The organism is Spirosoma arboris, assembly GCF_009754945.1.
Classification (GTDB): domain Bacteria; phylum Bacteroidota; class Bacteroidia; order Cytophagales; family Spirosomataceae; genus Spirosoma; species Spirosoma arboris.
In genome coordinates this window covers 280,233-304,307 of sequence record NZ_WPIN01000005.1, presented here as the reverse complement: position 1 = coordinate 304,307, position 24,075 = coordinate 280,233, and the positions used below count along the sequence as shown (strand labels likewise).

Below are 24,075 nucleotides of genomic sequence, written 5' to 3'. Positions count from 1 at the left end.
AACGCAGAGTGCGCTAAGAAGGCGTAAAGTTCGCAAAAGAATAGTAGTCATATCCTTGCGAACTTTGTGCCTTCTTAGCGCACTCTGCGTTTAAAAATTTATCTTTTTAAGGTACCAACAATCGGTCAATGATATGCACCACGCCATTGGTTGCGGTTATGTCGGGTCCGGTAATGTTTGAGGGTGTATTGGCGTTTCCTCGGCCAGTGACGGTCAAGGCTGTCGTACTAATTCCAGCGGTAATGGTACCTCCCTGCAACGTGGTCAGGCTCGAACCATTGGTGATCAATGGTGTGTACGTACGGCTATTAAGCACGTGGTAGCTTAACAGATTTGTCAACAAGCCAGCGGGCGCTTTAGCAATCGTTGCCGAATCATAGCCTACAGCTGTAAATGCGGCATCTGTAGGCGCAAAAATCGTGATCGGGCCTGTTCCGATTAATATACTACCAACACCCGCTTTTGTCACGGCCGATTGCAGGAGCTTAAACGATGCGGTGGGTAATAGGATCGGAATGCTCTGAATGGTAGCAGCAACGTTGCCAAAAATAGGCGGTAACAATACCCGATCTATAGCATAAATAACACCGTTACTGGCCTGGCCATCAGCTTGTAAAACATGAGCACCATTTACTGATAAAGTAGTCGACGTAGCTGAAGTAGAGGAAGTTGAAGTAACTTTTGACGTATAGAGCACTGCGTTGGCAAGTAATGTTTGCTGGGCCGTGTTGACCGCTACAGGTATGGCCGATGACATCAGTTGGGTTCCCAGCACATGGTATTGCAAAACGGCCTTCAATACATCGACGGGAGCGGCATTGATCGCAGCGGCATCAGCATAGCCAAACAATTTAAACGCGTCGTCTGTTGGAGCAAAAACTGTATAAGTGCCAGGTTGACTTAGCGTACCATCTAATCCAGCTCGCACAAGAGCCGCTTTCAGGAGCGTAAATTTACTCCCAGTGTTGATGATTTCTGAAATCGTTGATAAGGTTGGTGGGTTATCTTCCTGTTTTTTACAGGCAGAAAAGGAAAGTGTCAGAGCTGTAAATAACGCGAGTAGAAGGCCCCAACTACGTCCAGCGGACGTGTATTGATGGATGAACATAATGAATTGGTGATTAGTGAATAAGGTAGAGTAGCTTACTGCCTGTTGGCAGAACAGACATTCGGTTGTTTTGTTCACCTGGGAACAGCATTAATTTGGTAGTTTCTACTGATTTGACATTATTTCATCGGCATTATGTTAGTTACCACTAACCGATATCTCTGCAAAATCGAAGCCAACAAACAGACCGTGTGCTATAAAACTTTGTACCCCATTTGCCCAATTCGGTTTTCGTTGGTTGGTTTGTAGCCGAACAATGACCCGGCGATCCGATTTACTAATCCCCAACCAATGCCTCAACCCAAATACGCCCGCGAATCCATGACGGTGATGACCGAAATGGTACTGCCCAATGACACCAACACGCTGAACAATCTGATGGGTGGGCGACTGCTACACTTCATGGACATCGCGGCAGCCATTGCTGCTCAGAAACATTCGAATCGCATTGTCGTAACGGCATCAGTCGATAATGTATCCTTTTCGGAACCAATCCGACTAGGCAACATTGTGACCATGAAGGCGCAGGTGACCCGGGCATTCAGTTCGTCGATGGAAGTATTTATTGAGGTTTGGGCGGAAGATATTCCAGCTGGCATTCGGGTCAGTACGAACAGCGCATTTTATACATTCGTAGCTGTCGATCAGAGCGGTCGCCCAATTGAAGTTCCCGCCGTTATGCCCGAAACGGATGAGGAAAAAGACCGCTACGCCAGCGCGCTACGTCGGCGGCAGTTACGTCTGGTATTAGCCGGGCGAATGAACCCACAGGATGCTAAGGAATTACGGGAGTTTTTGAAAGTCTGAACCGGGATTTAGCAGATTGATGGATTTGCAGGATTTTGTTTTTTAAATGATTCGCTTCGTAGAAGCGCAGAACAAAATCCTGCAAATCCATCAATCTGCTAAATCCCGGTTCTACTTCGTCAGCTTCAGCGACTGCCACGCTACCATTTGCCATTGCCCCGCATTCTTGACATAGACCGACAGATACCGCAAATGGTTATTGAGTGGTTCGCCATTGCTGATTGCTTTCAACTGACACATGCCGTTAATGAGGGCCGTATTGCCATATATCCGCACCTTCTGCTCTTCGATGTCGATGGACGTATACTTTGTTTTTCCGTCCCGCATGGATTGGATGTACGTCTGTTTCGTGTCGGTATTGCCATTCGAATGGGCGTAGATCAGATCATTGGCCAGAACACGATTTAATATGGCTTCGTCGACATTTATCTGCGCCGTGAACCGTTGCTTTTCGGTTTCGATAACGGCTTTTTCATCAGGCGTTTGTGCCCGTACAAATTGGATTGCAAAAAAAAGACCCAGGGTCAGGAAAAATTTCATTGGATTAATTAATAGGAATAGGTGGTTATGGTCGATACTACGGGTTTGCCCTGGCCGGGATACTGCGAAAACTCAATTTGCTTAACTAAACGTCGTTGGGCATCATACGTATTCTGATAGGTTGAGACATAAGCATTAGCCTGGCTCTGACTACCATAATTGACGGTTCGCTTCACAACCGCATTTTGGCTTGTTTCCCCTAGAAATGTAAAATAAGCCGGGGGAGCGTAGTAATCCATATCGTATACAAAAGCCGTTGCGTTATCCAAATTACCTGTCCTGTTACTATATTCATCAATTCGGGCAATATTCTTTTTATCGATTGTAATGGTCTGCCGATTTGATCCTCTGACCACTCGTTGCAGAATGCCATCGGCTGAATACTGCCTTAACGTATCGAGGAGGGCCGACGCATAGATAGGTCCAGAAGCGGTATAGATACGTTTGGTATAGGCAAGAACCCGGCTCTGGGTACTATCGAGCCTAAACGAGTAAGTTTGCGTACCACCATCACTGGTTTGGGTCTCAGTCATTCGACCGTTAGCGTACACATAACTGTACTGGTTTTTGTGCGTGTATACGCCAATATCGGAAGCACTAGTTTGAATCAAAGCGTGACTAACTAACCGACTCTGAGCATCGTACTGAAACGTGTAGGCATCCGCCCCGATGAAGCTATAAATCTTCCCATTTACCGTGTCCTTTCCTACATAGTTAGTGCTTGCCAGCGGAGAGGTATAATATACCGTCATTTTACTCACCCGCTCAACGGGCTGTAGAAATTGCCTTGCAGAAATAGATACCGGATCTGAATCGGGCGTATGACAACTGTAAAAACCAATACAGGTGATGAGCAGAGATAGGGTTGAGCGAATCATAAGACTATACTAGTTAAGGACCTGATACATTCATTTTCCTAATGACCTGAGGTAAATTAATACGATTGAATCAAGCTAATTTCCCGGCGGGTCATTTCAGGTTGCTCTTCGGTATAAAAGCATAGTCAGTCGATTTTGTTTATTTATATACGTTTACAGATACAAAAAAACCGGCCTGTGGGCCGGTCAGTTAGAATCTACAGAATCTGTATTGATCAAGCTTCAGTTATTTCTTTGTCCCGGTAATTGATTCGTACCGACTAATGCGCCCGCCCTGAACGGTTTCGGTAGTTGTAGTGATAGCAATCTGATTCGTATCAAAAACACCAGTTGCCGTAAAATCACCGGTAAACGTTTTATTAAGCACCGCCATCTGATCCTGGTTGCGATCAATCACGGTAAAGGCCTTGCCTGTATCGTCTAACTGAGCAGTTACTTTTAAGGCTGTGGGCCGTGGGACGTTTGTTTCGATATAAATTTCCTTCGGATTCGACCCTTTGGTAATGGTAATTGTAGCCGTTCCTGATTCTGGAGCACTTTCGACACCACCCACCGTAAACGAGGTTTGAAACCCTCCCACATAGGTACCAACGTACTGATCGCGTGGATCAACGTTATCAGAACCTCCAGATTTTTTGCAGGATGTAGTAAGCAGGCCGATTGCCAATAACAGAAAGAGCGCATTCCGGAAAGGCCGGACGGCGTAAGAAGTAGCCATGGTTTGGTATAGCTGAGTTATGTTCATAAGTTGTCTATCAAACGACGTGCCGGGTTTGTGAAGTATAAACATGCGTTAAAAGTGCAAATTTACGTAGGTAGGGGATAAACTATTCGGAAAATACAGAGAAGTGGAGGAACGAGAAATGGCAGAATTCCGAGATATTTTTTGAATCGGTGAACCCACTTAGATTACTTATTTGCCGCCTGATGATGTATTTTAATTTTATACTTTAAAGAAACAATAGAATTATTAGTACAACTAGTCGTATCTAGGCAAAATTATATTTCGAATATCCGTAAAATTATATACTTTCCTGACTGGTTCGGTTGGTTCTTCTGTCTATACAGCAATCTGACGGCGATTAACTACCGCAAATACATATTCTAAACGCAGGAAAAGCTCTTGAATCGACGAGATTTTATGCAGGTAGCGGGCTTGGGCACCGGTACGCTGATGCTATCGCAACTACCCGTTTTCGGGCGCCCAGTCTCCGAAGAAGCCTTACTGGCACCCGGTCTGGACGTAGCCATAAAGAAACGACTGGCCGATGCTGCTCTCAATGCCGCCAAATCGAAAGGAGCTTCTTATGCCGATGTTCGCATTGGCCGCTACCTGAATCAGTTTGTCATTACCCGCGAAGACAAAGTCCAGAGTATTGCCAATACCGAATCGTATGGCGTGGGCATTCGTGTCATTGCCGATGGATGCTGGGGATTTGCGGCCGTTGGTGATGCCAAAACCGAAGCAGAATTAGCCAAAGCAGCCGAAAAAGCTGTAGCGATGGCCAAAGCAAACGCCTTATTGTTGTCGGATGATCCGGTGCAACTGGCTCCACAAAAAGGCTTCGGGGAAATAAACTGGAAAACGCCCATCCAGAAAAACGCCTTCGAGATTCCCATCAAAGAGAAGGTGGATTTGCTGATGGCGGTTAATGGAGCGGCTACGAAAAACGGCGCCAGCTTCGTGAACTCACAGCTGTTTCTAGTGAACGAACAAAAGTATTTCGCATCGACCGATGGCTCGTATATCGATCAGGATATTCATCGTTTATGGCCCAGCTTCACGGTCACGGTTATCGATCCCAAAAGTGGTAAGTTCGAAACGCGCGACGCCCTGAGTGCGCCGATGGGTATGGGGTACGAATACCTGCAGGTTAATCCCGCCGACAAAATAATGGGCATCACAACGCGCTATAATAAAGGCTACGACATGCTGGAGGATGTGGTAGCGGCTGCCAAACAGGCAAAACAAAAACTCACTGCCAAATCGGTCGAAGCAGGTAAATATGACCTGGTTCTCGACCCGTCGCACACCTGGCTAACCATCCACGAATCCGTTGGGCACCCACTGGAACTGGATCGTGTGTTGGGTTATGAGGCCAATTTTGCCGGAACGTCCTTTGCCACGCTCGACAAATGGAAAACCCGGAAATTCAATTACGGCAGTGATCGGGTTAATTTCTTCGCCGACAAAACCCAGATTGGTTCGCTGGGAGCTGTGGGTTACGATGATGAGGGCGTGCAAACCAAACGCTGGGATCTAGTGAAAGATGGCATGCTGGTCAACTACCAGGCAATCCGCGATCAGGTGCATATTCTAGGTGAAAAGGAATCGCAGGGATGCTGCTATGCAGATAGCTGGGGCTCAGTCCAATTCCAGCGGATGGCCAATGTATCCTTGGCGGCTGGTAAAGAACCGCTATCGGTTGATGAGCTGATTAAAGATGTAAAACGAGGCATTTATATTATTGGTGATAGTTCTTATTCCATTGATCAGCAGCGTTATAACTTTCAGTTCAGTGGGCAGCTGGCCTACGAAATCAAAGACGGTCAGATCGTTGGTATGCTGAAAGATGTAGCTTATCAATCCAACACACAGGAATTCTGGAACTCCTGCGTGAAAGTCTGCGACGAACGCGACTACCGGTTAGGCGGCTCATTTTTCGATGGGAAAGGGCAGCCAATCCAGATCAACTCCGTATCGCACGGCAGCGCAACCGCTCGGTTCAATGGCGTCAATGTGATCAATACAGCCCGTAAAATATAAGCACCTACGTAATGTCTATCATCCTTACCGAAGCAGACGCAAAAGCGCTATTACAGAAGGTGCTTAAGTTCTCCAAAGCCGACGAGTGCGAAGTGAATTTGCAGGGCGAAGAGTGGAGTAATATCCGGTATGCGCTCAACAAGGTCACTACCTGCGGATCGAAAACATATAAAACACTTTCGGTTCAATCGGCATTTGGCAAAAAAGTGGGCGTTGCTACCATCGACGAATTCGACGATGCTTCCCTGGAAAAAGCGGTTCGCCGGTCAGAAGAAGTGGCTCAGCTAGCACCCGAAAATCCCGAATACATTGGTTTGTTAGCTCCCCAACAATACTTGCCTGCCAGCGGCTTCTTCAGCTCAACGGCGAACATGTCGGCAGTTGACCGGGCTAAAGCGGTTGCCCAAAGTATTCAAATCGCAAAGGCGCAAAAGCAAACCGTAGCGGGTTATCTGGAAGACCGGGTTGGCTATTCGGCCATGATGAACAGCAAAGGATTGTTTGCCTACTATCCTAGCACAAAAGTCAATTTTAGCGCCACCATTCGTACCGATAACGGAACGGGCTCGGGCTACGCTACGCAGGGCGTAAGTGATTTTCCGAAGTTGAACACGGCATCGGCCACGCAGATGGCGTTGCAGAAAGCGCTGGGTTCTGTAGGTGCGCGAGCCATAGAACCGGGTAAATACACGGTTATTCTGGAACCATTAGCCGCTGCCGTTTTGCTCGAACACCTGTTCCGAAGTCTGGATGCGCGCAGTGCCGACGAAGGCCGCTCGTTTCTGAGTAAGCCAGGTGGAAAAACGAAACTCGGCGAGCAAATCATGGACGAACGAGTCACAATCTACTCCGACCCGACGAATCCAGAATTACCCGCTTCCCCCTGGTCGGCAGATGGCCGGGCGCAGGAAAAGCTTAACTGGATCGAAAAAGGCGTTGTTAAAAACCTATCGTATTCCCGCTATTGGGCGCAGAAAAAAGGCGTCAAAGCCGTACCTGCTCCAACCAACTTCATGATGGTGGGCGGAACGGCTTCACTAGACGAGCTAATCAAAAGCACGCAGCGGGGAATCCTGGTTACTAAGTTTTGGTATATCCGCTCCGTTGATCCGCAATCGCTGCTGGTTACCGGCTTAACCCGCGATGGGACGTTTTACATCGAAAACGGCAAAATCAAGCACCCAGTAAAGAATTTTCGCTTCAATGAGAGTCCGGTTATCATGCTCAACAACCTGGAAACACTGGGGAAAGTCGAGCGGGTTGTCAGCAGCGAAGGCTCCTTTAGCAACTATCTCGTTCCCGCCATGAAAATCCGGGAGTTCACATTTACGAGTTTGTCGGACGCGGTGTGACAAATTGCCCTCACCCCAACCCCTCTCCCAAAACAGGAGAGGGGCGCTACTTTGCCATTTCAGTGATGTCGGGTTGGAGAACCTGACATCACGCCATCACACCCATTTTCGAAGGAAATCCTCCTCTTTTATTCGCCATGGCAATAGAATCTGATATTGAAGATCTAAAAGGAAAGTTTAATCGTAGAAAACTTTTAAAATACAGTGTTCAGGGCGCAGTTGTAAGTGCACTTGGATCTGCATTGCCTGCAAAAGCCGGTGTCGCCAGTTTCAGTAAAGAGCTAGCCAAAAACGGCAAGATCGTCGTGGTTGGTGCTGGGGCGTTTGGTGGCTGGACGGCCTTGCACCTGTTACGCAGGGGCTATAAAGTAACGCTCGTTGATCAGTTTGGAGCGGGTAACAATCAGTCGAGTTCGGGTGGAGAAACGCGCCTGATTCGAGCGTATTATGCCGACCCACTTTATGCCGATATGGCGATGCGTGCCCTGGCACTCTGGAAAGAGAATGAGCCGAAGATGGGGCAGAAAATCCTGAACCAGAATGGTCTTTTACTCTTCAATTATCCGTCAAGTAAGAACGAGGCCGAAGCAGCCGTTTCGATCTATAAACGGTTAGGTCTTCCGCTTGAGAAAGTAAGCCTGGATGATGCCGTTAAACGATGGCCACAAATCGGAACTGAAGGGCTGGATCATGTCATGTACGACCCAACGGCCGGGTTTCTGAACGCCCGAAAAGGTTGCCAGGCTGTTTGCGATTTGTTTGTCAAAGAGGGCGGCACGTTTTTACAGCAGCAGGTAAAACAGGAAACCATCAAGGGCGGTAAAGCAACCTCTATTACCCTGGCTAATGGCACTGTACTAGAGGCCGATCAGTTTGTATTTGCCTGTGGCCCGTGGGCGGTTCGCCTTTTTCCCGAATTGACGAAGAAACTCACCGTGACGCGTGCAGTCGTTTTCTTCTTTGCTTCACCGGCGGGTCAGTCTGATTTTATGGAAAACAGGCTCCCTACCTGGATGGATCGGGATATGGCTGGCCCGTTTCGCTCGTTCGGTGTGCCGGGAAGCGATTTTCGAGGCTTCAAACTAGGGTTAACACCCCCCGACAATAATATAACTGATCGATTTGATACGTATCACCGCTTTGTAAAACCAGAAGAACTGGAGATGGCGCTGGGTGTGATTAAACGAAGATTCCCTAAAATGGTAGGTCAGCCGTTGATTGAGCAACGGGTTTGCCAGGTCACGATGACGCCTGATTCAGACTTCATTCTAGACACGCATCCCGACGCAAATAACCTCTGGGTTATGAGCGGAGACTCTGGTCACGGCTACAAACAGGGCGCTTCGTTTGGGGAGATAGCCGCAAAAACAATAGCAGGGGAGCAGAAAGCAATAGAAAAGTTTGCACTCAAGCGATTATTGAGTTAATACTTTTAAACGCAGAGACACGGAGAACGCAGAATTGTTATCATCTCAATAACTCTGTGTTCTCTGTGTCTCTGTGTTTAAAAAAGCCTATTTATCGTCCTTCAATGTCGAGAGGAAACTAACCACATCCCGAATTTCCCGTTTTGTGAGCAGATACTTCATTTCGGGCATACTCGACGGCGAGTTCGTGCGCTTGGCAACCTGATTTTTAGGTACTGTTGTGTCTGGTTGATCGCCCACTTTTACCTTAATGTCGGTGCTGGTTTCGCCCTGTAGAATACCACTGACCGTTTTGCCATTCTTCAGCTTCAGATTGACTGTACCAAATCCCGGCGCTAAACGAGCACTTGGATTAATCAGCGCTTCGAGCAGTTGTTCACGTGTGAGTCGGCTGGCTACTCCATTCAGGCGCGGGCCAGCATTGCCACCGAGGTCATCATAAGCGTGGCAGCGTATGCATTGCGCCGTTTGATGCCGGAAGAAAATCCGCCGACCCAGATCCGGCTCGCCACCTAATAAACTTCCTTTGTAGGTAGCCGCCAGCGCATCGGGCGATAGCTTGGCCGTGATCGCTTTATACTTGGCCGTCAACTGGGGCGAGTGGCTGCTCTCGATGGCTTCCTCCAGTTCCAGTTGAAGTTCGGCGGGCATTGTACCTGCTGTCATTTTGGCCAGTAATTGATCGAATGTCTTTTGTGAATTGGCAATTGGCAGTTTACCCAATGTGAGCAGAGCGGCTTGCTTTTCTTCGGTTGTTCGGGTGTTGATCACCTCCGAAAGCAGACTCACCATTCGATCTTTGGGCATATCCGATTTCGCCAGTAAATCCAGTCCGGCTACCCGTACACTTTTTTCATTGTCAGCCAGTGCTGTTTCAATGGCTTTACTGACCTGTTTATCATTCATAGCAGCCAGCGCCCGCAAAGCGGCAATACGTACGGTTGCTTCTTTGTCGCCCGTTAATCGACTGAATAACGGTTCAGAGGCTTCTGTCAGGTTTAGCTTCGTGATCGCTTTGATGGCGCTTAACCGAAGAGCCAAATCTGAATGAGTCAATAGCTTGATATACAAATCAGCAGTCTTGGTTTTTAACGCAGCCGGGTCTCGTTCGATAACCCCACGGTAACGTCCGTCAACCCGATCCAGCACCGACGGTTTAGCCCAGGTACTCAGTGCTTCCAGCGCTTCTCCCCGCATGGCTACTGGATTTCCTTCTTTCTGTGCATAGTCAATCAGCGTCTGCATAGCCTCGGGCGAGCCTACCCGCAAGTTGGCATTGATCGCACGACGAATTAAGGCTTCGTTGGTAAATCGTGTGTTTTGTAGAACCTTACCCAGTGCAGGCAATGCATCTGGAATCGACAGGTCATCATTGATGCCGCGAGATGCTTCGGTAACAACAAATTCATCGCTATCCGCGAGGAAAGCAGCGATGCCCGGATCGCTCATACGACGAAGAGCTACCACGGCAGCAATACGTACCGCCCGTGATGAATTACTGGCCAAAGCAACCACAGGGGCCGCTTTACCGATACGAGCCAGAGCAAGACTACCCGCGTGCCGGATGTAAGTATCTTCGTCGTTATTGGCTTCCAGCAATTGAATAATGGGTTGAATAGCAGGCTCATAGGCGATTCGTCCCAGCGCTTCAGCAGCGAAGAAACGGGCACGACTGTAGGAATCTTTCAATAACGGAATCAAGGCTGCACCTGCTTCCTGATAACGAACATCGCCTAGCCATTTGGCAGCCTGTGCACGAATTTCGGGATCGCTGTCCTGAAGCAGTGGCATCAACAACTGACCATATTGCTTATCTTGACGAGTCAGTTGGCTAATGCCCCAAATACCATGCACACGCGCCAACTGATTGTCGGTTTGTTTGGTGGCTGCGGTAAAAATAGGCGCTCCTTTGGCCCCACGCTTGGCTAATTCAAACTGAGCTTTCTGCCGAACACGCATATCCGGGTTCTTGAGCAACTCGCCTAAATCAGCTTCAGAACGAGCACCAAACTTTTCAGCTAGTAACGCTTTTGTGCGCTGACGATCTGCCGAATTAGCGCCTGCTTTATCGTCCAGTTTCCAGATGCGACCATAGTCTTTGGCATCCCAGCCATTGATCCAGTCGGCAACATATAAGGCACCATCGGGCCCGAAATCAATGCCGGTCGCGAGCACATTACCAAGAATTTTCTTCTGATCGCCGAGTTCAAACGTAGCGCCCTTTGGCTTAAGTTTAAATGCGTGAATGCCCGAGCGAGCCGGATTTCCTACAAATTCAGCGATGAAAAACGTGTTTTTGTAAGTCGGGCTTAGCGCTGTACCCGGATTGTAGCGCATGCCTGCCGGGCCACTCACAAAGTTGGCGATAGTCGGTGTGATGTAAGCCGCCTGACCCGCAAAGCGAGGCTTGTACATCTGCTCGTCCATCCAGACTTTGTAGGTATTATTATTGGGATCGCGGTATTTACCGTACTGCCAGTTACTGCGCCAGCCTGTATCCGACCCATTAACGATATACACCAGACGCTCTTTTTCGCCGGGATGATCCCCGTCATTATCTTCGCTGATCAGGTTGCCGTATTCATCAAATACGAACTCGTGGGTATTGCGAACGCCATAAGCAAACACCTCGAAATCGCTACCATCGGGGTTGGAGCGCACGACGACGCCACTGTTGGGATGCTCCCATTTTTTTCCATCCGGCCCTTTGCCATTGAAGCCAATATCACCAATCTGCCAGTAGATTTTTCCATCTGGACCCATTTCGATTCCCGACATCCCGTGGCCACCAAAACCCACGTGAACACCATAACCGTGCGAAATAGACGTTTTTGTTTCGGCAATACCATCGCCGTCTTTATCCTGCATGCGCCACAGGTTGGGGGCGACAGCTACGTATAAATCGTCGCCATTGGTCATGATACCGCCAGCAACGTCGGTTACTTCCTCATGAAAATCATCGACCACTAATTGCGATAAATCGGCAACACCATCACCAGAGGTATCTTCAATTCGGTAGACATTCTCCTTCTCGACTGTCATGTCCCGCCAATCGTGGGAGCCATCGCCGTTGAGGTCTTTTAGCCATTCATTTTTCTTACTGTTCTCGGGAGACAAGACCCGGTGCAGGAACGCCCGTTTATCTTCAATACTCTGCAAACGGTTCGATTCGATTTCCCAATCCTGGTGACTCCGAATATCAAATTCCGAGTTCTTCTGCCGATTGGTTCGTGTGTAATATAGTCGGCCATTGTCATCAATATCAATGGCAATGGGGTCGGCAACTAACGAATCGACGCCCCACAAACGGAGTGTGAGTCCCTCGGCTAGTTCGGGAGTTACCGTGGCCTCGATGGCTTTGGCCAACTGAGCCGCTTTTTCGGGAGCCATGCGCTTGATTCGGCGATCTATTGGGTCTTTCTCCTGTTGATAGCCCGCCAAAATAAGCATTGGAGCCAGCGCACAGAGCCAGCCAAGTTTCCTGTTTTTTACTACACTCATGTTCCCTCTTTTCATTCTAAGCTTTAGTTAACACGTCTCGTTGCAAGCTACTAACGGTTTGATTGTAGTGCTTACTGTAATCACCTGTTTTAAAGACATTTTTTGCCCGACGCTACTTTAAGGGGCGCAAATGATAGCGCGAACGTCTCCGTTTGCGCTATCATGGATAAATCCCTAAACTCGATAGACTATTGCATAACTATCTGATAATCATTTTATTGATTTTTCTTGCAGAATTAAAATTTACTTATCAACTTTGTCGCACAATCTACGTTAATAAGCAAAGTGGCGCAGATTACTCAAGTCAGCCGTAGAACTGACTTCTTTATTTTTAATAATAATCTATTTAATATATAGATTAAGTAATTTTATCGAAACGACATAGAATATGACACTTGAAATGGTGAATGAATTAGGGGAGATTCGTGGGGTGGTTGTTAAAGATCGTCAGCCGATTGAGCGGGTTCGTCCTCTACTTACGGGTGAATCGGTTCCATTTTTCTCCTTAGTCGATACGGCTGATTATTGGCAGGCTTCTCTTATCACGGCAGGTTTATCGCATCAGACAGTTAGCCTGCCTGAATTGCTAACCCGTGGGCCAATTGTGGTTAGCTTCTATTGCCCTTGCTGGGGTGGCTACGCTCGCCCATTCTTAGCTGCATTGACAAAAATGGCTACAGAAGTTCGGGAAAAAGGTGGCCAGATGGTTGTCTTTACAAATGAGAACCCCAAATTCCTGGCAAAGCATGCTGATTTGTCGTCTATGCTGTTAGCCTATGATGCCGATAAATCAGTAGCTCGTCGGTTTGGCGTTTATTCGGAAACTGACCCGATCTGGGATCGCGTGTCTGGCATTTCAGAAGATGTATTTGTGCCGGCGATTTACGTCATTGATCGTTTCCGTCAGATTCAATATCATTTCCTGGATGAGAATTTTGAAGGCTTTACGCATCAGACCGATGTCCTGAACGCTTTAGAGCAGTGATTTTGGCATACTCAACAAAACGAACATGAATACTAATCTTGAGTGCCCTGTCGACGGAATACAGATCAATGAAACAAAGGTCAGAATGGTGGCTGGTCTGGTGTTGATTACCGGACTGGTGTACCTGGTCAGCGGCTGGTTGGTATTGCCATTGTTACTCGTCTTAGACTTTGGGCTGCGGAGTTTTGACTTCGGCAAATATAGTCTGTTCGGGAACGTAGCCGAGTGGTTAGTGAAGATACTTCGGTTGCCTTACAAAGCGACAGATCAGGCTCCTAAACGATTTGCGGCTCGTATCGGGTTTGCCTTTGGGGTACTGATTTCGACTCTTCAACTAGCAGGCGTCTCTACAATCATCCCGACTGGTGTGCTCGTCATTTTTGCCGCACTCGAATCCATTGCCGGTTTCTGTGCCGGTTGTTACGTCTATACCTTTTACATACGCCTGTTTCCAAAGGCTGCTTGATTCGAATTAAAACCCAAAACTTACGCCTACCGTATACCCACGCGTTACGGGGTAATTTCCTACATCAATCCCAAACGTAGCATCAGCCAAACCGCCAACGGCCGGATCTAATCCGCTATACCGGGTAATTGTAAAGAGATTCGTTGCAGATACATACACCCGAAGGCGACTGATAGTAAGACGCTTTATTAAGTCTGAAGGAAACGTGTATCCCATACTGATATATTGCAAACGGGCATAGGAGCCGTTTTCAACGTAGTACGAATTCGACTGCGTGTTGGTGCTGAAATTAGCTGCACTTTCGAAAATAGGAACGCTTGTATTTGTATGCGTCGGCAGCCAGGAATCTTTTACCCGGGCACTTACTGCCGCTCCTGTGAATGACGGATAGAAATCAGTGAACCAACGCTGATTGTTGAAAATCTGACTCCCCAAAGAGGTATATAAATTGGCGCTCAGATCAATTCCTTTGTAGGTCAAACTGAGGTTAAGACTACCTGTAAATTTGGGAATCGGACTGCCCAGATACGTACGGTCGTTATCATCAATTTTCCCATCGCCATTGATATCCGCAAAACGAAAACGGCCTGGTGCGGCCCCTGTCTGGATAGCCGCAGCCGCAACTTCTTCTTTGTTGGTAAAAAGCCCCATTACCCGATAGCCATAGAACGAAGACAATGCATGCCCCGGCTCGTTACGTACCACAGGCGTGCCCAGCCGAGTGCCCCCACTCGTAAAATAAGGTACCTGCGGGGCAATGGCCATGATTTGATTGTTCAGAAAGCTCCCGATGGCTGTCAGTTCGTAGCCTAAGCCTATACCTAACTTACCCCGAGTCGTTAGTTGTAAGTCTATCCCCTGATTACGCATGCTGGCTACATTCACAAAAGGCGCACTGGCTCGTACGCCTACTACGCTGGGTAAGGCTAGCTGATACAGCAGGTCTTTGGTATCCTTGCGCCAGAAGTCGAGCACTACTTCCAGACGGTTATTGAAAAAAGCGCCATCCAGACCAATAGTAGAGGTGATGCTAGTTTCCCATTTGGCATCAGGATTACCTATCTGGCTAGTGTAATACCCTGACGCAATGATGCTGTTCGTAGCTCCCAAATCATAACCATTAGCCGCATTAGAGGCAAACAGGTCGTACTGATTGGTTGAACTGAGATAGTTCGTATTGCCCATCTGACCATAGCCTCCGCGAATTTTCAGATCAGATACCCAGGGTAAACTCTTCATAAACGCTTCGGACGACAGTCGCCAGGCGGCTGAGAATGCCGGAAAAACTCCATACCGATAATGAGGGCCAAACTGCGACGAACCATCCCGACGAACCACCGCCGTTACGATGTACTTAGACTGATAGCTGTAGCGTGCTTGCCCAAAAAGAGAATAAAAGGCGTTTCCACGGTTCAATGTACTGTTTACCTGGCGAGTAGTACCCGCTGTAGTTGTGCTCAACGTAATATAATTTGGATCGGTCGAAAAGGGATTCAAACCTGAACCATTGATCGTTCGAACGATGCCTGTATTCAAGGCTTCAATACCCGCTAGTGCGCTGATTTCATGCTTTCCAACGGTTTGTTTGTACTGAGCTGTGTTGGTGAATGTCCAGGCCAGACCATAGCCCGAACCCTCTGTGTAGGTATAATTGGCAATGTTCTCGGAATTCTCGTAGGTAGCTCTCGAATAGCTAGTAGTATAATTACTGAAATACGTTCCGCCGAGGCTGCTTCGTACCGTGAGGGCGGGAATAAGGTCATACTCCAGATACGCATTTCCTAAAACATGTAGCGTAGCATTTAGATCATGCGCATGTATGGCGCGATTGGCGACCGGGTTCCGTGGATTACTAAATCCCGGTGCGGCCGTGCCAGCATAGCCGCCAAATGAATTATAAACCGGGATGATGGGCGCCATCCGCAAGGCCGTCAAAATATCATTTTCGTCCGAGGCCACACTTGAGTTGTTGTTTGTGCTGTTTCCCAGAGGATTGCCTACACTTCCCTGTAAACCCGTGGCTGATATATAAGTAAACTGGATAGTCTCGCCAAACCGCAGCTTTTTCGTTATACCGAACTCAGTATTGATTCGAAAACTATAGCGCGAGAAGTTATTGTTGATCACGATCCCCGCCTGCTGTTGCATGCCCAAACTGAGGTAGTAACGGCTCGTTTCGGTTCCTCCCGAAAAGCCCAACGTATGGCGGGTTAAAGGCGCTACCCGCGTGATGGCTTTGTACCAATCGGTGCCTGATTTGTTGGCAGGAATCACCAGATAGATATCGCCATTGGTTGGATTGGTGTTGTATTTGAGCTGCTCATCAGCTAAATCAACAGCCGCAGCTGACACGCCTGCTTTACTGCCGACCAGCAGATAGTCAGGTAGAACCGGCGTTTGGCCTGATCCGTACTGTCCGTTGGCGATGCCCGCAAAACTGTTCGGGCCATTCACTCCGCCCGTTTGGAAAAGGTCATTCCGGCGCGCCTGCCATGTCCAGTCGGCCTGCTCTTGTGGATTGAGAATAGCGGGGCCTTTACCCGGATCGGTCACGCCATACAAGCCATCATAACTAATACTCAGTTTCTGGGCTTTGCGCTGGCCTTTCTTTGTTGTAAGAACAATAACTCCTGCCGCTGCTCGCGCTCCATAGATCGAAGCCGAAGCCGCATCTTTGAGGACGGTCGTGGTCTCGATGTCATTTGGGTTGATGAACTGGATATTCTGTGTAGGCATGCCATCCACGACATACAGAGGCTGGTTGCCGCCAAACGACCCAAACCCCCGAATTCGAATCTGGTTGGACGTACCGGGCTGCCCGTTCGAAATGACGGTAAGTCCGGCAACGCGCCCCTGGAGCTGTTGCTCGACGTTCGCCGATGGAACAATCTGAAGTTGAGCGGGTTTGACGGTGGAAACTGCTCCTGTAACTTCACTTCGGTTTTCGGTTGAATACCCGGTTACGACGACTTCATTGAGCAGTTTTGTGTCTTCTTCCAGATTGACAGCGATAACGGTCTCTTTATCAAAGGAAAACTCCTGCGATACGTAGCCAATGGATGAGATGATCAGACTTCCGGCTTGTGGTGGAATCAATAGACTAAACTCGCCATTGGGAGCGGTTGTGGTGCCCGTAGTCGTATTTTTGAGTAGGACTGTAACGCCGGGCAGTATTTCGCCGGTTGTGGATACTATTTTACCCCGCAGGTGCCATTCAGTTTTTTCTTGTGGAGACGAATTCGGTTTATTAGGCGTCAGCGAAGCCTGCCGATTGCCTGCATTTGTCTGCGGAATTACTGGAGTGTTTTCCTGATAGAGAATATAGATGAATTTACTCCGCTTAAATTTTATGTGATAAGGTGCCAGTAGTTTCTTTAAAATTCGATCCAGATTTTGACCGGGGTTCAGATTTATACCAAGCGTAGTAGCTTTATTGAGTAGTAAATCTGTATCATAATTGAAAATGACATGGTAAGTTTTAGCTAATTCGTTGAGGACGTCTGGTAAATATAGCTTGTCTGAAATGCCTGATTTTGTTGATTGAGAAACGGGTAATTGGCTATCCGTTCGCTGTTGGCATCGCACATTAATTGATGGACTTAGTAGCAGTCCGAGACATAAAAAAGCAGCCAATAAATGCGATCTGTACATGATTTATTCAGGTTGTTTGTACACAACCTTTATGTTGGCCACTCGAATAGGTAAGCCGCTATTCAACCAAATAACCACCTTTTATAGGCTTCACACGTATACTATAAATAGTTTGAAGCTGGTTATAAAAGGTATTGATGGAGTCGGTTGTAACAGAGCCTGTGAAGCGCTTTTTGAGTAAATCAGGTCTCGTTACGGTTGTGCGAATTCCATAACCATCTTCTAATTGCTGAAAAATAGTACTCAATGTTTCTCCGTTAAAAATAAGCATATTTCGTAACCAGGCTGTCTGTATTTCTGGATCAGATTTTTCTTTCACAAGACGATCTGAATTCGCTAAAAGAGTCGCTTTTTCGCCCGGAATTAATAACATATTTTGTGGGTTTTTTGTCGAAATAGCTAATTGAACTTTGCCTTCTTTTAACATAATTTCCGTTTTTCCGCGCCGATCATTTACATTAAAAATAGTGCCTACTACATTGACTGTTACACGACCCGTTTTAACACTGAATTTTACCGGTTCATTTAGTCGATTCTGCTTTTTAACCTGGAAAAATGCCTCGCCTTTTAGCGAAACTTCTCGCGTTGTCCAGCCTCGGGAATAAGCTAATTGGGAATTTCCATTAAGTGTGACAAATGAACTGTCGGGCAAGACGATTGTGCGCTTTTCTCCATAGGTTGTAGCATACAAAATCGGCTGCTGGTACCACCAGATTCCAGCACCGAAAAGAACCAGAACAGTAACGGCAGCAGCAACAGCATACCACCTACGCCAAAGTGGAACGACGATTTCATCTGACTCTTGGCGAGTAAATGGCGAAATTTTCTGGTTAATTCGGGCCCAGTTTTCCTGAATCTCATCCTCAGAAAATACGTTAGGCTGAGATGATAACTCCTTGATAATCTTTATAGCTTCATCTATTTCGGCCTTCTTGTAAGGGTGTTGGTTTACCCACTGATGCCAAAATGAATTAGAGGCTTCGGTAGGTCGAATCACCCAGGCAATGAAGGCATCGTCGGCGACAAAGTCGTGGCTGGAAAAAAGCTCATACGAGCGCATAGACTATCATGCGTAAGTTCTACATATAGAGTGCAGTATTTGGCGGAAATCATCCCTTCGTGTACTGCAAATTCTAGAAAAAAGCAGCGATTCAGTATCGCTTTGCTTAATATCAAAAGCAACTAGTTCATGAATTCTATCCTAAATATAAGCTAAATATTCTGCCAAGTTTCAGAAAATATTGACTCCAATAAGTGCAATTTGACTCGTGAGGCTAGCTTTATTTACCTGAGCGATAAATCGTCTAAAATGAATGATAAAGAATTGTTGTAGAATTAAAATTATTGTGCAATAAATCCGTACTTTAGTGCAACAATAATCGGGGAGATTTTAGTGGGCTTATCAGTATTGATTTTTGCCTATAATCTCTTGCATAACGATCCACCAGATACATAAAGAAAGTAAGCCGGAAGAAGTAGTTGCTTCGATGAAATAATTAGGTTTGGTGACTATGGAACATTTTGATTATCTGCCTAAATCGCCCCAGGAAGCAGTCAGTTTTTCTGAAGACGAACCAAAGGCTGTTCCTGCCTATACAAAAACTCCCGATGATGCGAGAGGAGAACAAGAGCAATGGGGTCTATTGCAAAAAAAGAACGCATCCGCACTCGCCTGGTTTTATCAGCAATACGGTCGTATGCTGCATAATTATGGATACCGGCTTGTGCCTGATAAAGAATTGGTAAAAGATACGATTCAGGATTTATTTGTTCAGCTCTGGAATAACTCCACAAAACTACCCGCCGTTACATCTGTCAAAGCCTACCTTATTGTCGCCTTACGACGGGAACTTCTCCGGCGAATTACTAGGCAGCGTCAATTCACAGATGTCGTCATCGATGCAGCTGAACTATCGGCAGAAGAACAGCTGATTTTGTCGCAAACGGATGACCAGATTTCAGAAGGCTTAGCCCATTTCGTTAGTCAATTGCCCAGCCGCCAGCGGGAAATTATTTTCCTGAAATACTACAGTGCGTTATCAACTGAGGAAATAGCCTCGGTCATGGAGTTGACATCCCCATCCGTTTACAAACTCATCTACAAGGCGCTCAATAATCTCAAGCAACTTTGCGCCGGTTGGGAAGCCATCTGGGTGGTTATTTGCCTTACTTTTTATAGAACATTTTTTTGACAGGATTAACCGGATAAAACAGGATTAGAGATTAAAAGAAATCCTGTCTTATCCGGTTAATCCTGTCAAAAAAACTCACTCATCAAACTGAATCGTAGTCAGCTTCAGAATCTCATCATTGGGCTTCGTTCGTTTGATGGCGAAAAAATAGACGTCGTGACGACCGTTGATTGGCTTGATCAGTTGCCCATTTACTTTTTTCAATGTATCCCAGGAACCGGTTGGATTGTAAGGAGTTGTGCTAACGACAGGGCCCGCCTGTGAATCAATTCGCACCTCAATTTCGCCCGTCTGGTTCGCTGATCCATATTCGTAAACGAACCGCTTGATGCCTGTCAGATCTATGTTTTTCAGGAGAATGTATGATTTGTGCGCTCCCGGCGACAGGTTATCCCGGAACCGGGCGAAACCGACGTGGGCGTCTGCATAAGCGGTTTTTACGTTGGCGTTGCGCAGTGTCACTACATCGGTGTTTGTCAATGGGCCAACCTTGTTGCCGCCTTTGTCGGTGTAGGAAGCCAGAATGGTGTATTGCCCTTTCAGGTCGTCTTTGGGATTATCCTTTAGCGGAAGCGTTCCTTGCAGTGGCACAGCTGTCCGACTTTTTTTTGGATCGGTCAGCGAGTAAATGTAACGGACCATTTCCTGCGCGTCCTGATTTGAAAGCTGTGGGTGGGCGCTCATCACATGATCAGTACCCCAGTTCCCTCCGCCACCATTTATGATTTTTGTCGCCAGTTGTTCCAGTGCGCCAGATTGCCCTTTGTACTTATGGGCAATCGCCAGCAACGACGGCCCAACGGATACTTTATCGATGGTATGGCAGGCTTTACAATCACTACTGGCCATCAGTGTTTTACCCAATGGCGTCGGTTCCTCAATCGCTACTGTTGGTGATTTTGGGCCTACATTTTCCTGATTCGTACTCGGTTGCGGATTGTAGCTATAGAAGACTTTTATTCGGTTGGGATCGATTTTTACGTCCTCTTTGTCCTTCACGTTCACCGCATACGCAAACGGTTTGCCTTCCCAGAAAAAGGATTTATTGGCTGGACTCGTGATCGTTACCACCGGCTTTGTATTGCCAACATTGACAACTAACGTGTCTCGCCCAATCAGGCCTGCCCGATCTTTTACCTGCAAAATGGCTTTGTACGTTCCCGGTTTTCGATAGGTGTAGGTTGCAGTTGGCGTAGTAGCGCCTACAGTTTTCCCATCGAATAGCCACTGGTACGTAACCTGGTCATCATCGTCCAGATCGCGGCTACCCCGGCTGTTGAACGCTACCCGTAGTGGTGGCTGGCCGTCGGCTTCGCGTAAAATGGGGAAGTTTCGACGCTCTGACGTTAGAAAAACGGTTTTGTCGACATGCGCTTCGGTGACCGAATCGGTTATGCTGGCTTGTGCAATGGGTGCCCGATTGCCCGTATTATACTCGATTTTTACCAGTCGGGCATCTTCATTATCAGCGCCATACACTGAGCCGTATTCCAACATATACATCACGCCGTCGGGGCCAAAGGTTAGGTCGATGGGCCGCCGGAAGTCGCCATTGGCCGCCATGAACGGTTCGCTTCGAACATAGTTTTCTTTGTCGTCAAATCGTAATGCCATTACCCAGTTGCGCATCCAGTCGAAGACGAAGAGGGCTCCATCGTAGTAATCCGGGAATTTGTTTTTCGATGTCGCCTTCGGGTTGAACGTATAGAAATCCCCGGCCATCGCACTACGTCCGCCGACGCCCAATTCGGGAAATTTCTCCGACGCTGCGTAAGGGTACCAGATAAAGGCGGGCATGGCAGGAGGCAACTGATTCAGACCGGTATTATTAGGCGATTTGTTGACAGGCGCAGCTGGATCGAATTTGGGCCCGGCGGTTTGGGTTGTAAAATCCCACTTGGCATAGGCTGCGTTGTTGCCCATGAAATACGGCCAGCCAAAATTGCCCGCTTTACGTGCCTGGTTGAACTCATCGTAACCGCGTGGCCCCTGAACGCCATCTTTACCCGCATCCGGGCCAATTTCGCCCCAGTAAAGCACGGATGATTTCGGATTGAGGGCAATCCGATAGGGGTTTCGGCAACCCATAACGTAAATTTCAGGAAGGGTTTTTGGGGTGCCTTTGGGAAATAAATTGCCATCAGGAATGGTATAGGCGCCATCAGCTTCCGGGTGAATTCGCAGAATTTTTCCTTTGAAATCGTTGGTATTCCCCGCCGAACGTTGCGAGTCGAGACTGTAAAATTCCTTTCCGGGTCGTTCGTCTATGGGAGAATAACCGTTTGATGGGAATGGGCTGGAGCTGTCGCCAGTGGACAAGTATAGGTTGCCGTCCTTGTCCCACGCCAGCGATCCACCGTGGTGAGAACCACTGTTTTTCTGCACCGGTACTTTCAATAAGATCTTTTCGGATGTCAGATCCAGCGTATTGTTCGCATTGAGCGTAAAGCGGGAAAGTTGAAACGCCAGGTTGTCTTCGGTTAATCCGGCGGGGGCGTAATAGATGTACAGATTGTGGTTTTGGGCAAACTTTGGGTCTAGCGCCAGACCAATCACACCTGTTCCACCCATGTTTGTGATCGGCAGTTTGTGAATCAACACCGATTTGCCGGTTCTCGGATCGTACATGGACAGATTACCAAAAAGCTCCGTAAAAAACACCCGTCCATCGGGCGCTACGGCCAACTCCATTGGCGAATTCAGGTCATTGACCAGCACGGTTTTCACAAAGCGATTTTGCTCGGGCGTGACTTTGGCGTAAGCTTTTCGATAGTCGAGCGGCTTTGCATCGCCCATTGCGTACTTGATGCCGCCCAGTAAATGACTGAGAAACAAGGGTTCACTGAAGCTTTCGTCGGTATGCCCATTGCCCGTATAAAACGCCCGTCCACCATCGAATTCATGATACCAACTGATGTGGTGATTAGCTCCATTGGTGCCGCCTTCGTAGGTGTTTTCGTCCAGATCGGCCAGCACTTTTATGCCTGAATAAAACGAGCGATAGTTGTACCATTCGTCAGTACGTTCCCACCGATCAGGCAACATGCTGGTTGCGGGATGCGACTTGTCGGTGACCTCAACCGTGGCTTTGCGAACGTTGGGGTTATGTGGATGGCTGGAAAAAAACGCGCCCATCAGTTTGCCATACCAGGGCCAGTCATATTCCGTGTCGGCAGCAGCATGGATACCCACGTAGCCACCACCGGCCTGAATGTAGCGCTCAAAAGCGGCCTGGTGTTCACCATTCAGGACATTGCCGGTCGTGCTCAACCAGACGACGGTTGCGTATTTTTTCAGATTATCGTCGGTGAACAGAGCTGCATTGGTTGTCGTATCGACCATAAATCCGTTTTCACGACCTAGTTTTTGAATAGCGGCAATCCCAAACGGAATGGACGTATGATGCCAGCCTTTCGTTTTCGAAAAAACCAGCACATTCGGTGGCGTAGCCGAATTCCGAACGGTCATGCCTGAGTAAAGGAGAAACGTAATTCCGAGCAGGCTAAGGCAAAAAAGCTTCAGTTTAAAAGACATTCTTCAGGCTGTGAAATAGGGTGTTTAGTGAGATCAGGCAACTGCTCATGGCACTTTCGCGGTCTTTGCTTTGGCATAATCCAGCTTCTCATTTTTGCCGATGGCGTATTGAATACCACCCAGAATATGCTGTTGGAAGAGCGGGTTGTTGTAGGCAGATTCCAGATGCCCGAGGGCGGTGTAAAACGCTCGCCCACCATCGAACGAGTGCTTCCAGGCCAACGGATGATAAGCGCCTTCTGTGCCGCCCTGATACGTACTTTCGTCAGCGGTCATCAGGACATGTACATCGGTCATGCGCTTTTTGAAATTGTACCACTCATCTTTCCATGGCCACCGCTTGGGCAATTGTCTGGTTGATGGGTCTTTATTATCAACCACTTGCACAACACCATCGACAGGATCGGGTGGGTGATTGACAAAAACGGCTCCGGTTAGCTGACCAAACCAATCCCAGTCTTTTTCTGATGCCGACGCCGAGTGGATGCCCACATAGCCACCACCGGCCTGGATGTACCGCTTAAATTCGGCTTCTTGTGTGGGGTTCAGTACATCACCTGTAGTACTGAGCCAGATGACGGCTGCGTATTTTTTGAGGGTATTCTCGGTAAAGAAATCCGCGTTTTTGGTCGTGTCGACATCAAACCCATTGGCCTGCCCCAACTTCATAATGGTAGCGATACCGTTGGGAATCGATTCGTGATAGTACCGAAGGGTTTTGCTGAAAATGAGTACTCTGGGCTTGCTCGTTTGCGCGCTGCAAACTGTTGGTATCCAGAGCGAAACGGCTAGTAAAATTGCCACTGCTTTTCTCATGCACAAGTCAGATTTAAAAATGGTTTTCTGACAGGATTTACAGGATGAACA

The 24,075-nt window shown here is 47.8% G+C and carries 16 protein-coding genes; 7 read left to right on the top strand and 9 right to left on the bottom strand.

What is annotated here, in order from left to right:
* Window positions 1-106 precede the first annotated feature (106 nt).
* Window positions 107-1,108: a fasciclin domain-containing protein gene (locus GO755_RS15345; protein WP_157586060.1), complete on the bottom strand. Its 1,002-nt coding sequence runs from the start codon at window positions 1,106-1,108 to the stop codon at window positions 107-109.
* A gap of 291 nt (window positions 1,109-1,399) precedes the next feature.
* On the opposite strand from GO755_RS15345, the gene GO755_RS15340 reads away from it, so the two are divergent.
* Window positions 1,400-1,915, top strand: coding sequence for an acyl-CoA thioesterase (locus GO755_RS15340; RefSeq protein WP_157586059.1), 516 nt, complete (start codon window positions 1,400-1,402; stop codon window positions 1,913-1,915).
* Window positions 1,916-2,026: 111 nt separating this feature from the next.
* Here the strand turns inward: GO755_RS15340 and GO755_RS15335 are convergent, their stop codons facing one another.
* From GO755_RS15335 to GO755_RS15325, 3 genes are all read right to left on the bottom strand, one after another.
* Window positions 2,027-2,455 (bottom strand): nuclear transport factor 2 family protein, encoded by a 429-nt coding sequence (locus GO755_RS15335; RefSeq protein ID WP_157586058.1) that lies wholly within the window; start codon window positions 2,453-2,455, stop codon window positions 2,027-2,029.
* 8 nt (window positions 2,456-2,463) lie between these two features.
* Complete coding sequence (locus GO755_RS15330) at window positions 2,464-3,333, bottom strand: hypothetical protein (RefSeq protein WP_157586057.1); 870 nt, start codon at window positions 3,331-3,333, stop codon at window positions 2,464-2,466.
* Between the two features lie 226 nt (window positions 3,334-3,559).
* A complete protein-coding gene (locus GO755_RS15325) occupies window positions 3,560-4,051 on the bottom strand; it encodes a hypothetical protein (protein ID WP_157586056.1) in 492 nt (163 codons plus the stop codon).
* Between the two features lie 405 nt (window positions 4,052-4,456).
* Here GO755_RS15325 and GO755_RS15320 point away from each other — a divergent pair, with 405 nt between their 5' ends.
* The 3 genes from GO755_RS15320 (at window position 4,457) to GO755_RS15310 (ending at window position 8,879) form a co-directional block, all read left to right on the top strand.
* Window positions 4,457-6,100 (top strand): TldD/PmbA family protein, encoded by a 1,644-nt coding sequence (locus tag GO755_RS15320; RefSeq protein WP_157586055.1) that lies wholly within the window; start codon window positions 4,457-4,459, stop codon window positions 6,098-6,100.
* A gap of 11 nt (window positions 6,101-6,111) precedes the next feature.
* Window positions 6,112-7,452: a TldD/PmbA family protein gene (locus GO755_RS15315; RefSeq protein WP_157586054.1), complete on the top strand. Its 1,341-nt coding sequence runs from the start codon at window positions 6,112-6,114 to the stop codon at window positions 7,450-7,452.
* A gap of 137 nt (window positions 7,453-7,589) precedes the next feature.
* On the top strand, window positions 7,590-8,879 hold the full coding sequence (locus tag GO755_RS15310; RefSeq protein ID WP_157586053.1) for an NAD(P)/FAD-dependent oxidoreductase: 1,290 nt from the start codon (window positions 7,590-7,592) through the stop codon (window positions 8,877-8,879).
* 87 nt (window positions 8,880-8,966) lie between these two features.
* On the opposite strand, the gene GO755_RS15305 is transcribed toward GO755_RS15310, so the two are convergent.
* Window positions 8,967-12,380 (bottom strand): HEAT repeat domain-containing protein, encoded by a 3,414-nt coding sequence (locus GO755_RS15305; RefSeq protein ID WP_394351026.1) that lies wholly within the window; start codon window positions 12,378-12,380, stop codon window positions 8,967-8,969.
* A gap of 388 nt (window positions 12,381-12,768) precedes the next feature.
* Between GO755_RS15305 and GO755_RS15300 the strand changes: the two genes are divergently transcribed.
* A complete protein-coding gene (locus GO755_RS15300) occupies window positions 12,769-13,365 on the top strand; it encodes a redoxin domain-containing protein (protein ID WP_157586051.1) in 597 nt (198 codons plus the stop codon).
* Window positions 13,366-13,390: 25 nt separating this feature from the next.
* Window positions 13,391-13,831 carry a DUF4395 domain-containing protein gene (locus GO755_RS15295; RefSeq protein ID WP_157586050.1) on the top strand — a complete coding sequence of 147 codons (441 nt, stop codon included), beginning with the start codon at window positions 13,391-13,393 and terminating at the stop codon, window positions 13,829-13,831.
* 6 nt (window positions 13,832-13,837) lie between these two features.
* Here the strand turns inward: GO755_RS15295 and GO755_RS15290 are convergent, their stop codons facing one another.
* Window positions 13,838-17,482 (bottom strand): SusC/RagA family TonB-linked outer membrane protein, encoded by a 3,645-nt coding sequence (locus GO755_RS15290; RefSeq protein WP_157586049.1) that lies wholly within the window; start codon window positions 17,480-17,482, stop codon window positions 13,838-13,840.
* 58 nt (window positions 17,483-17,540) lie between these two features.
* On the bottom strand, window positions 17,541-18,542 hold the full coding sequence (locus GO755_RS15285; protein ID WP_157586048.1) for a FecR family protein: 1,002 nt from the start codon (window positions 18,540-18,542) through the stop codon (window positions 17,541-17,543).
* Between the two features lie 451 nt (window positions 18,543-18,993).
* On the opposite strand from GO755_RS15285, the gene GO755_RS15280 reads away from it, so the two are divergent.
* A complete protein-coding gene (locus tag GO755_RS15280; protein ID WP_157586047.1) occupies window positions 18,994-19,674 on the top strand; it encodes an RNA polymerase sigma factor in 681 nt (226 codons plus the stop codon).
* A gap of 75 nt (window positions 19,675-19,749) precedes the next feature.
* On the opposite strand, the gene GO755_RS15275 is transcribed toward GO755_RS15280, so the two are convergent.
* Window positions 19,750-23,142, bottom strand: a complete 3,393-nt coding sequence (locus tag GO755_RS15275; protein ID WP_227686964.1) for a ThuA domain-containing protein — start codon at window positions 23,140-23,142, stop codon at window positions 19,750-19,752.
* 111 nt (window positions 23,143-23,253) lie between these two features.
* A complete protein-coding gene (locus tag GO755_RS15270) occupies window positions 23,254-24,024 on the bottom strand; it encodes a ThuA domain-containing protein (RefSeq protein ID WP_157586045.1) in 771 nt (256 codons plus the stop codon).
* Between the last annotated feature and the right edge of the window lie 51 nt (window positions 24,025-24,075).

Bases quoted from the DNA above. Each gene is read 5' to 3' on its own strand.
- GO755_RS15270 (WP_157586045.1), bottom strand. From the start codon at position 24,024: ATGAGAAAAGCAGTGGCAATTTTACTAGCCGTTTCGCTCTGGATACCA.
- GO755_RS15275 (WP_227686964.1), bottom strand. From the start codon at position 23,142: ATGACCGTTCGGAATTCGGCTACGCCACCGAATGTGCTGGTTTTTTCG.
- GO755_RS15340 (WP_157586059.1), top strand. From the start codon at position 1,400: ATGCCTCAACCCAAATACGCCCGCGAATCCATGACGGTGATGACCGAA.
- GO755_RS15325 (WP_157586056.1), bottom strand. From the start codon at position 4,051: ATGGCTACTTCTTACGCCGTCCGGCCTTTCCGGAATGCGCTCTTTCTG.
- GO755_RS15285 (WP_157586048.1), bottom strand. From the start codon at position 18,542: ATGCGCTCGTATGAGCTTTTTTCCAGCCACGACTTTGTCGCCGACGAT.
- GO755_RS15300 (WP_157586051.1), top strand. From the start codon at position 12,769: ATGACACTTGAAATGGTGAATGAATTAGGGGAGATTCGTGGGGTGGTT.
- GO755_RS15315 (WP_157586054.1), top strand. From the start codon at position 6,112: ATGTCTATCATCCTTACCGAAGCAGACGCAAAAGCGCTATTACAGAAG.
- GO755_RS15310 (WP_157586053.1), top strand. From the start codon at position 7,590: ATGGCAATAGAATCTGATATTGAAGATCTAAAAGGAAAGTTTAATCGT.
- GO755_RS15305 (WP_394351026.1), bottom strand. From the start codon at position 12,380: ATGAGTGTAGTAAAAAACAGGAAACTTGGCTGGCTCTGTGCGCTGGCT.
- GO755_RS15290 (WP_157586049.1), bottom strand. From the start codon at position 17,482: ATGTACAGATCGCATTTATTGGCTGCTTTTTTATGTCTCGGACTGCTA.
- GO755_RS15295 (WP_157586050.1), top strand. From the start codon at position 13,391: ATGAATACTAATCTTGAGTGCCCTGTCGACGGAATACAGATCAATGAA.
- GO755_RS15345 (WP_157586060.1), bottom strand. From the start codon at position 1,108: ATGTTCATCCATCAATACACGTCCGCTGGACGTAGTTGGGGCCTTCTA.
- GO755_RS15330 (WP_157586057.1), bottom strand. From the start codon at position 3,333: ATGATTCGCTCAACCCTATCTCTGCTCATCACCTGTATTGGTTTTTAC.
- GO755_RS15335 (WP_157586058.1), bottom strand. From the start codon at position 2,455: ATGAAATTTTTCCTGACCCTGGGTCTTTTTTTTGCAATCCAATTTGTA.
- GO755_RS15280 (WP_157586047.1), top strand. From the start codon at position 18,994: ATGGAACATTTTGATTATCTGCCTAAATCGCCCCAGGAAGCAGTCAGT.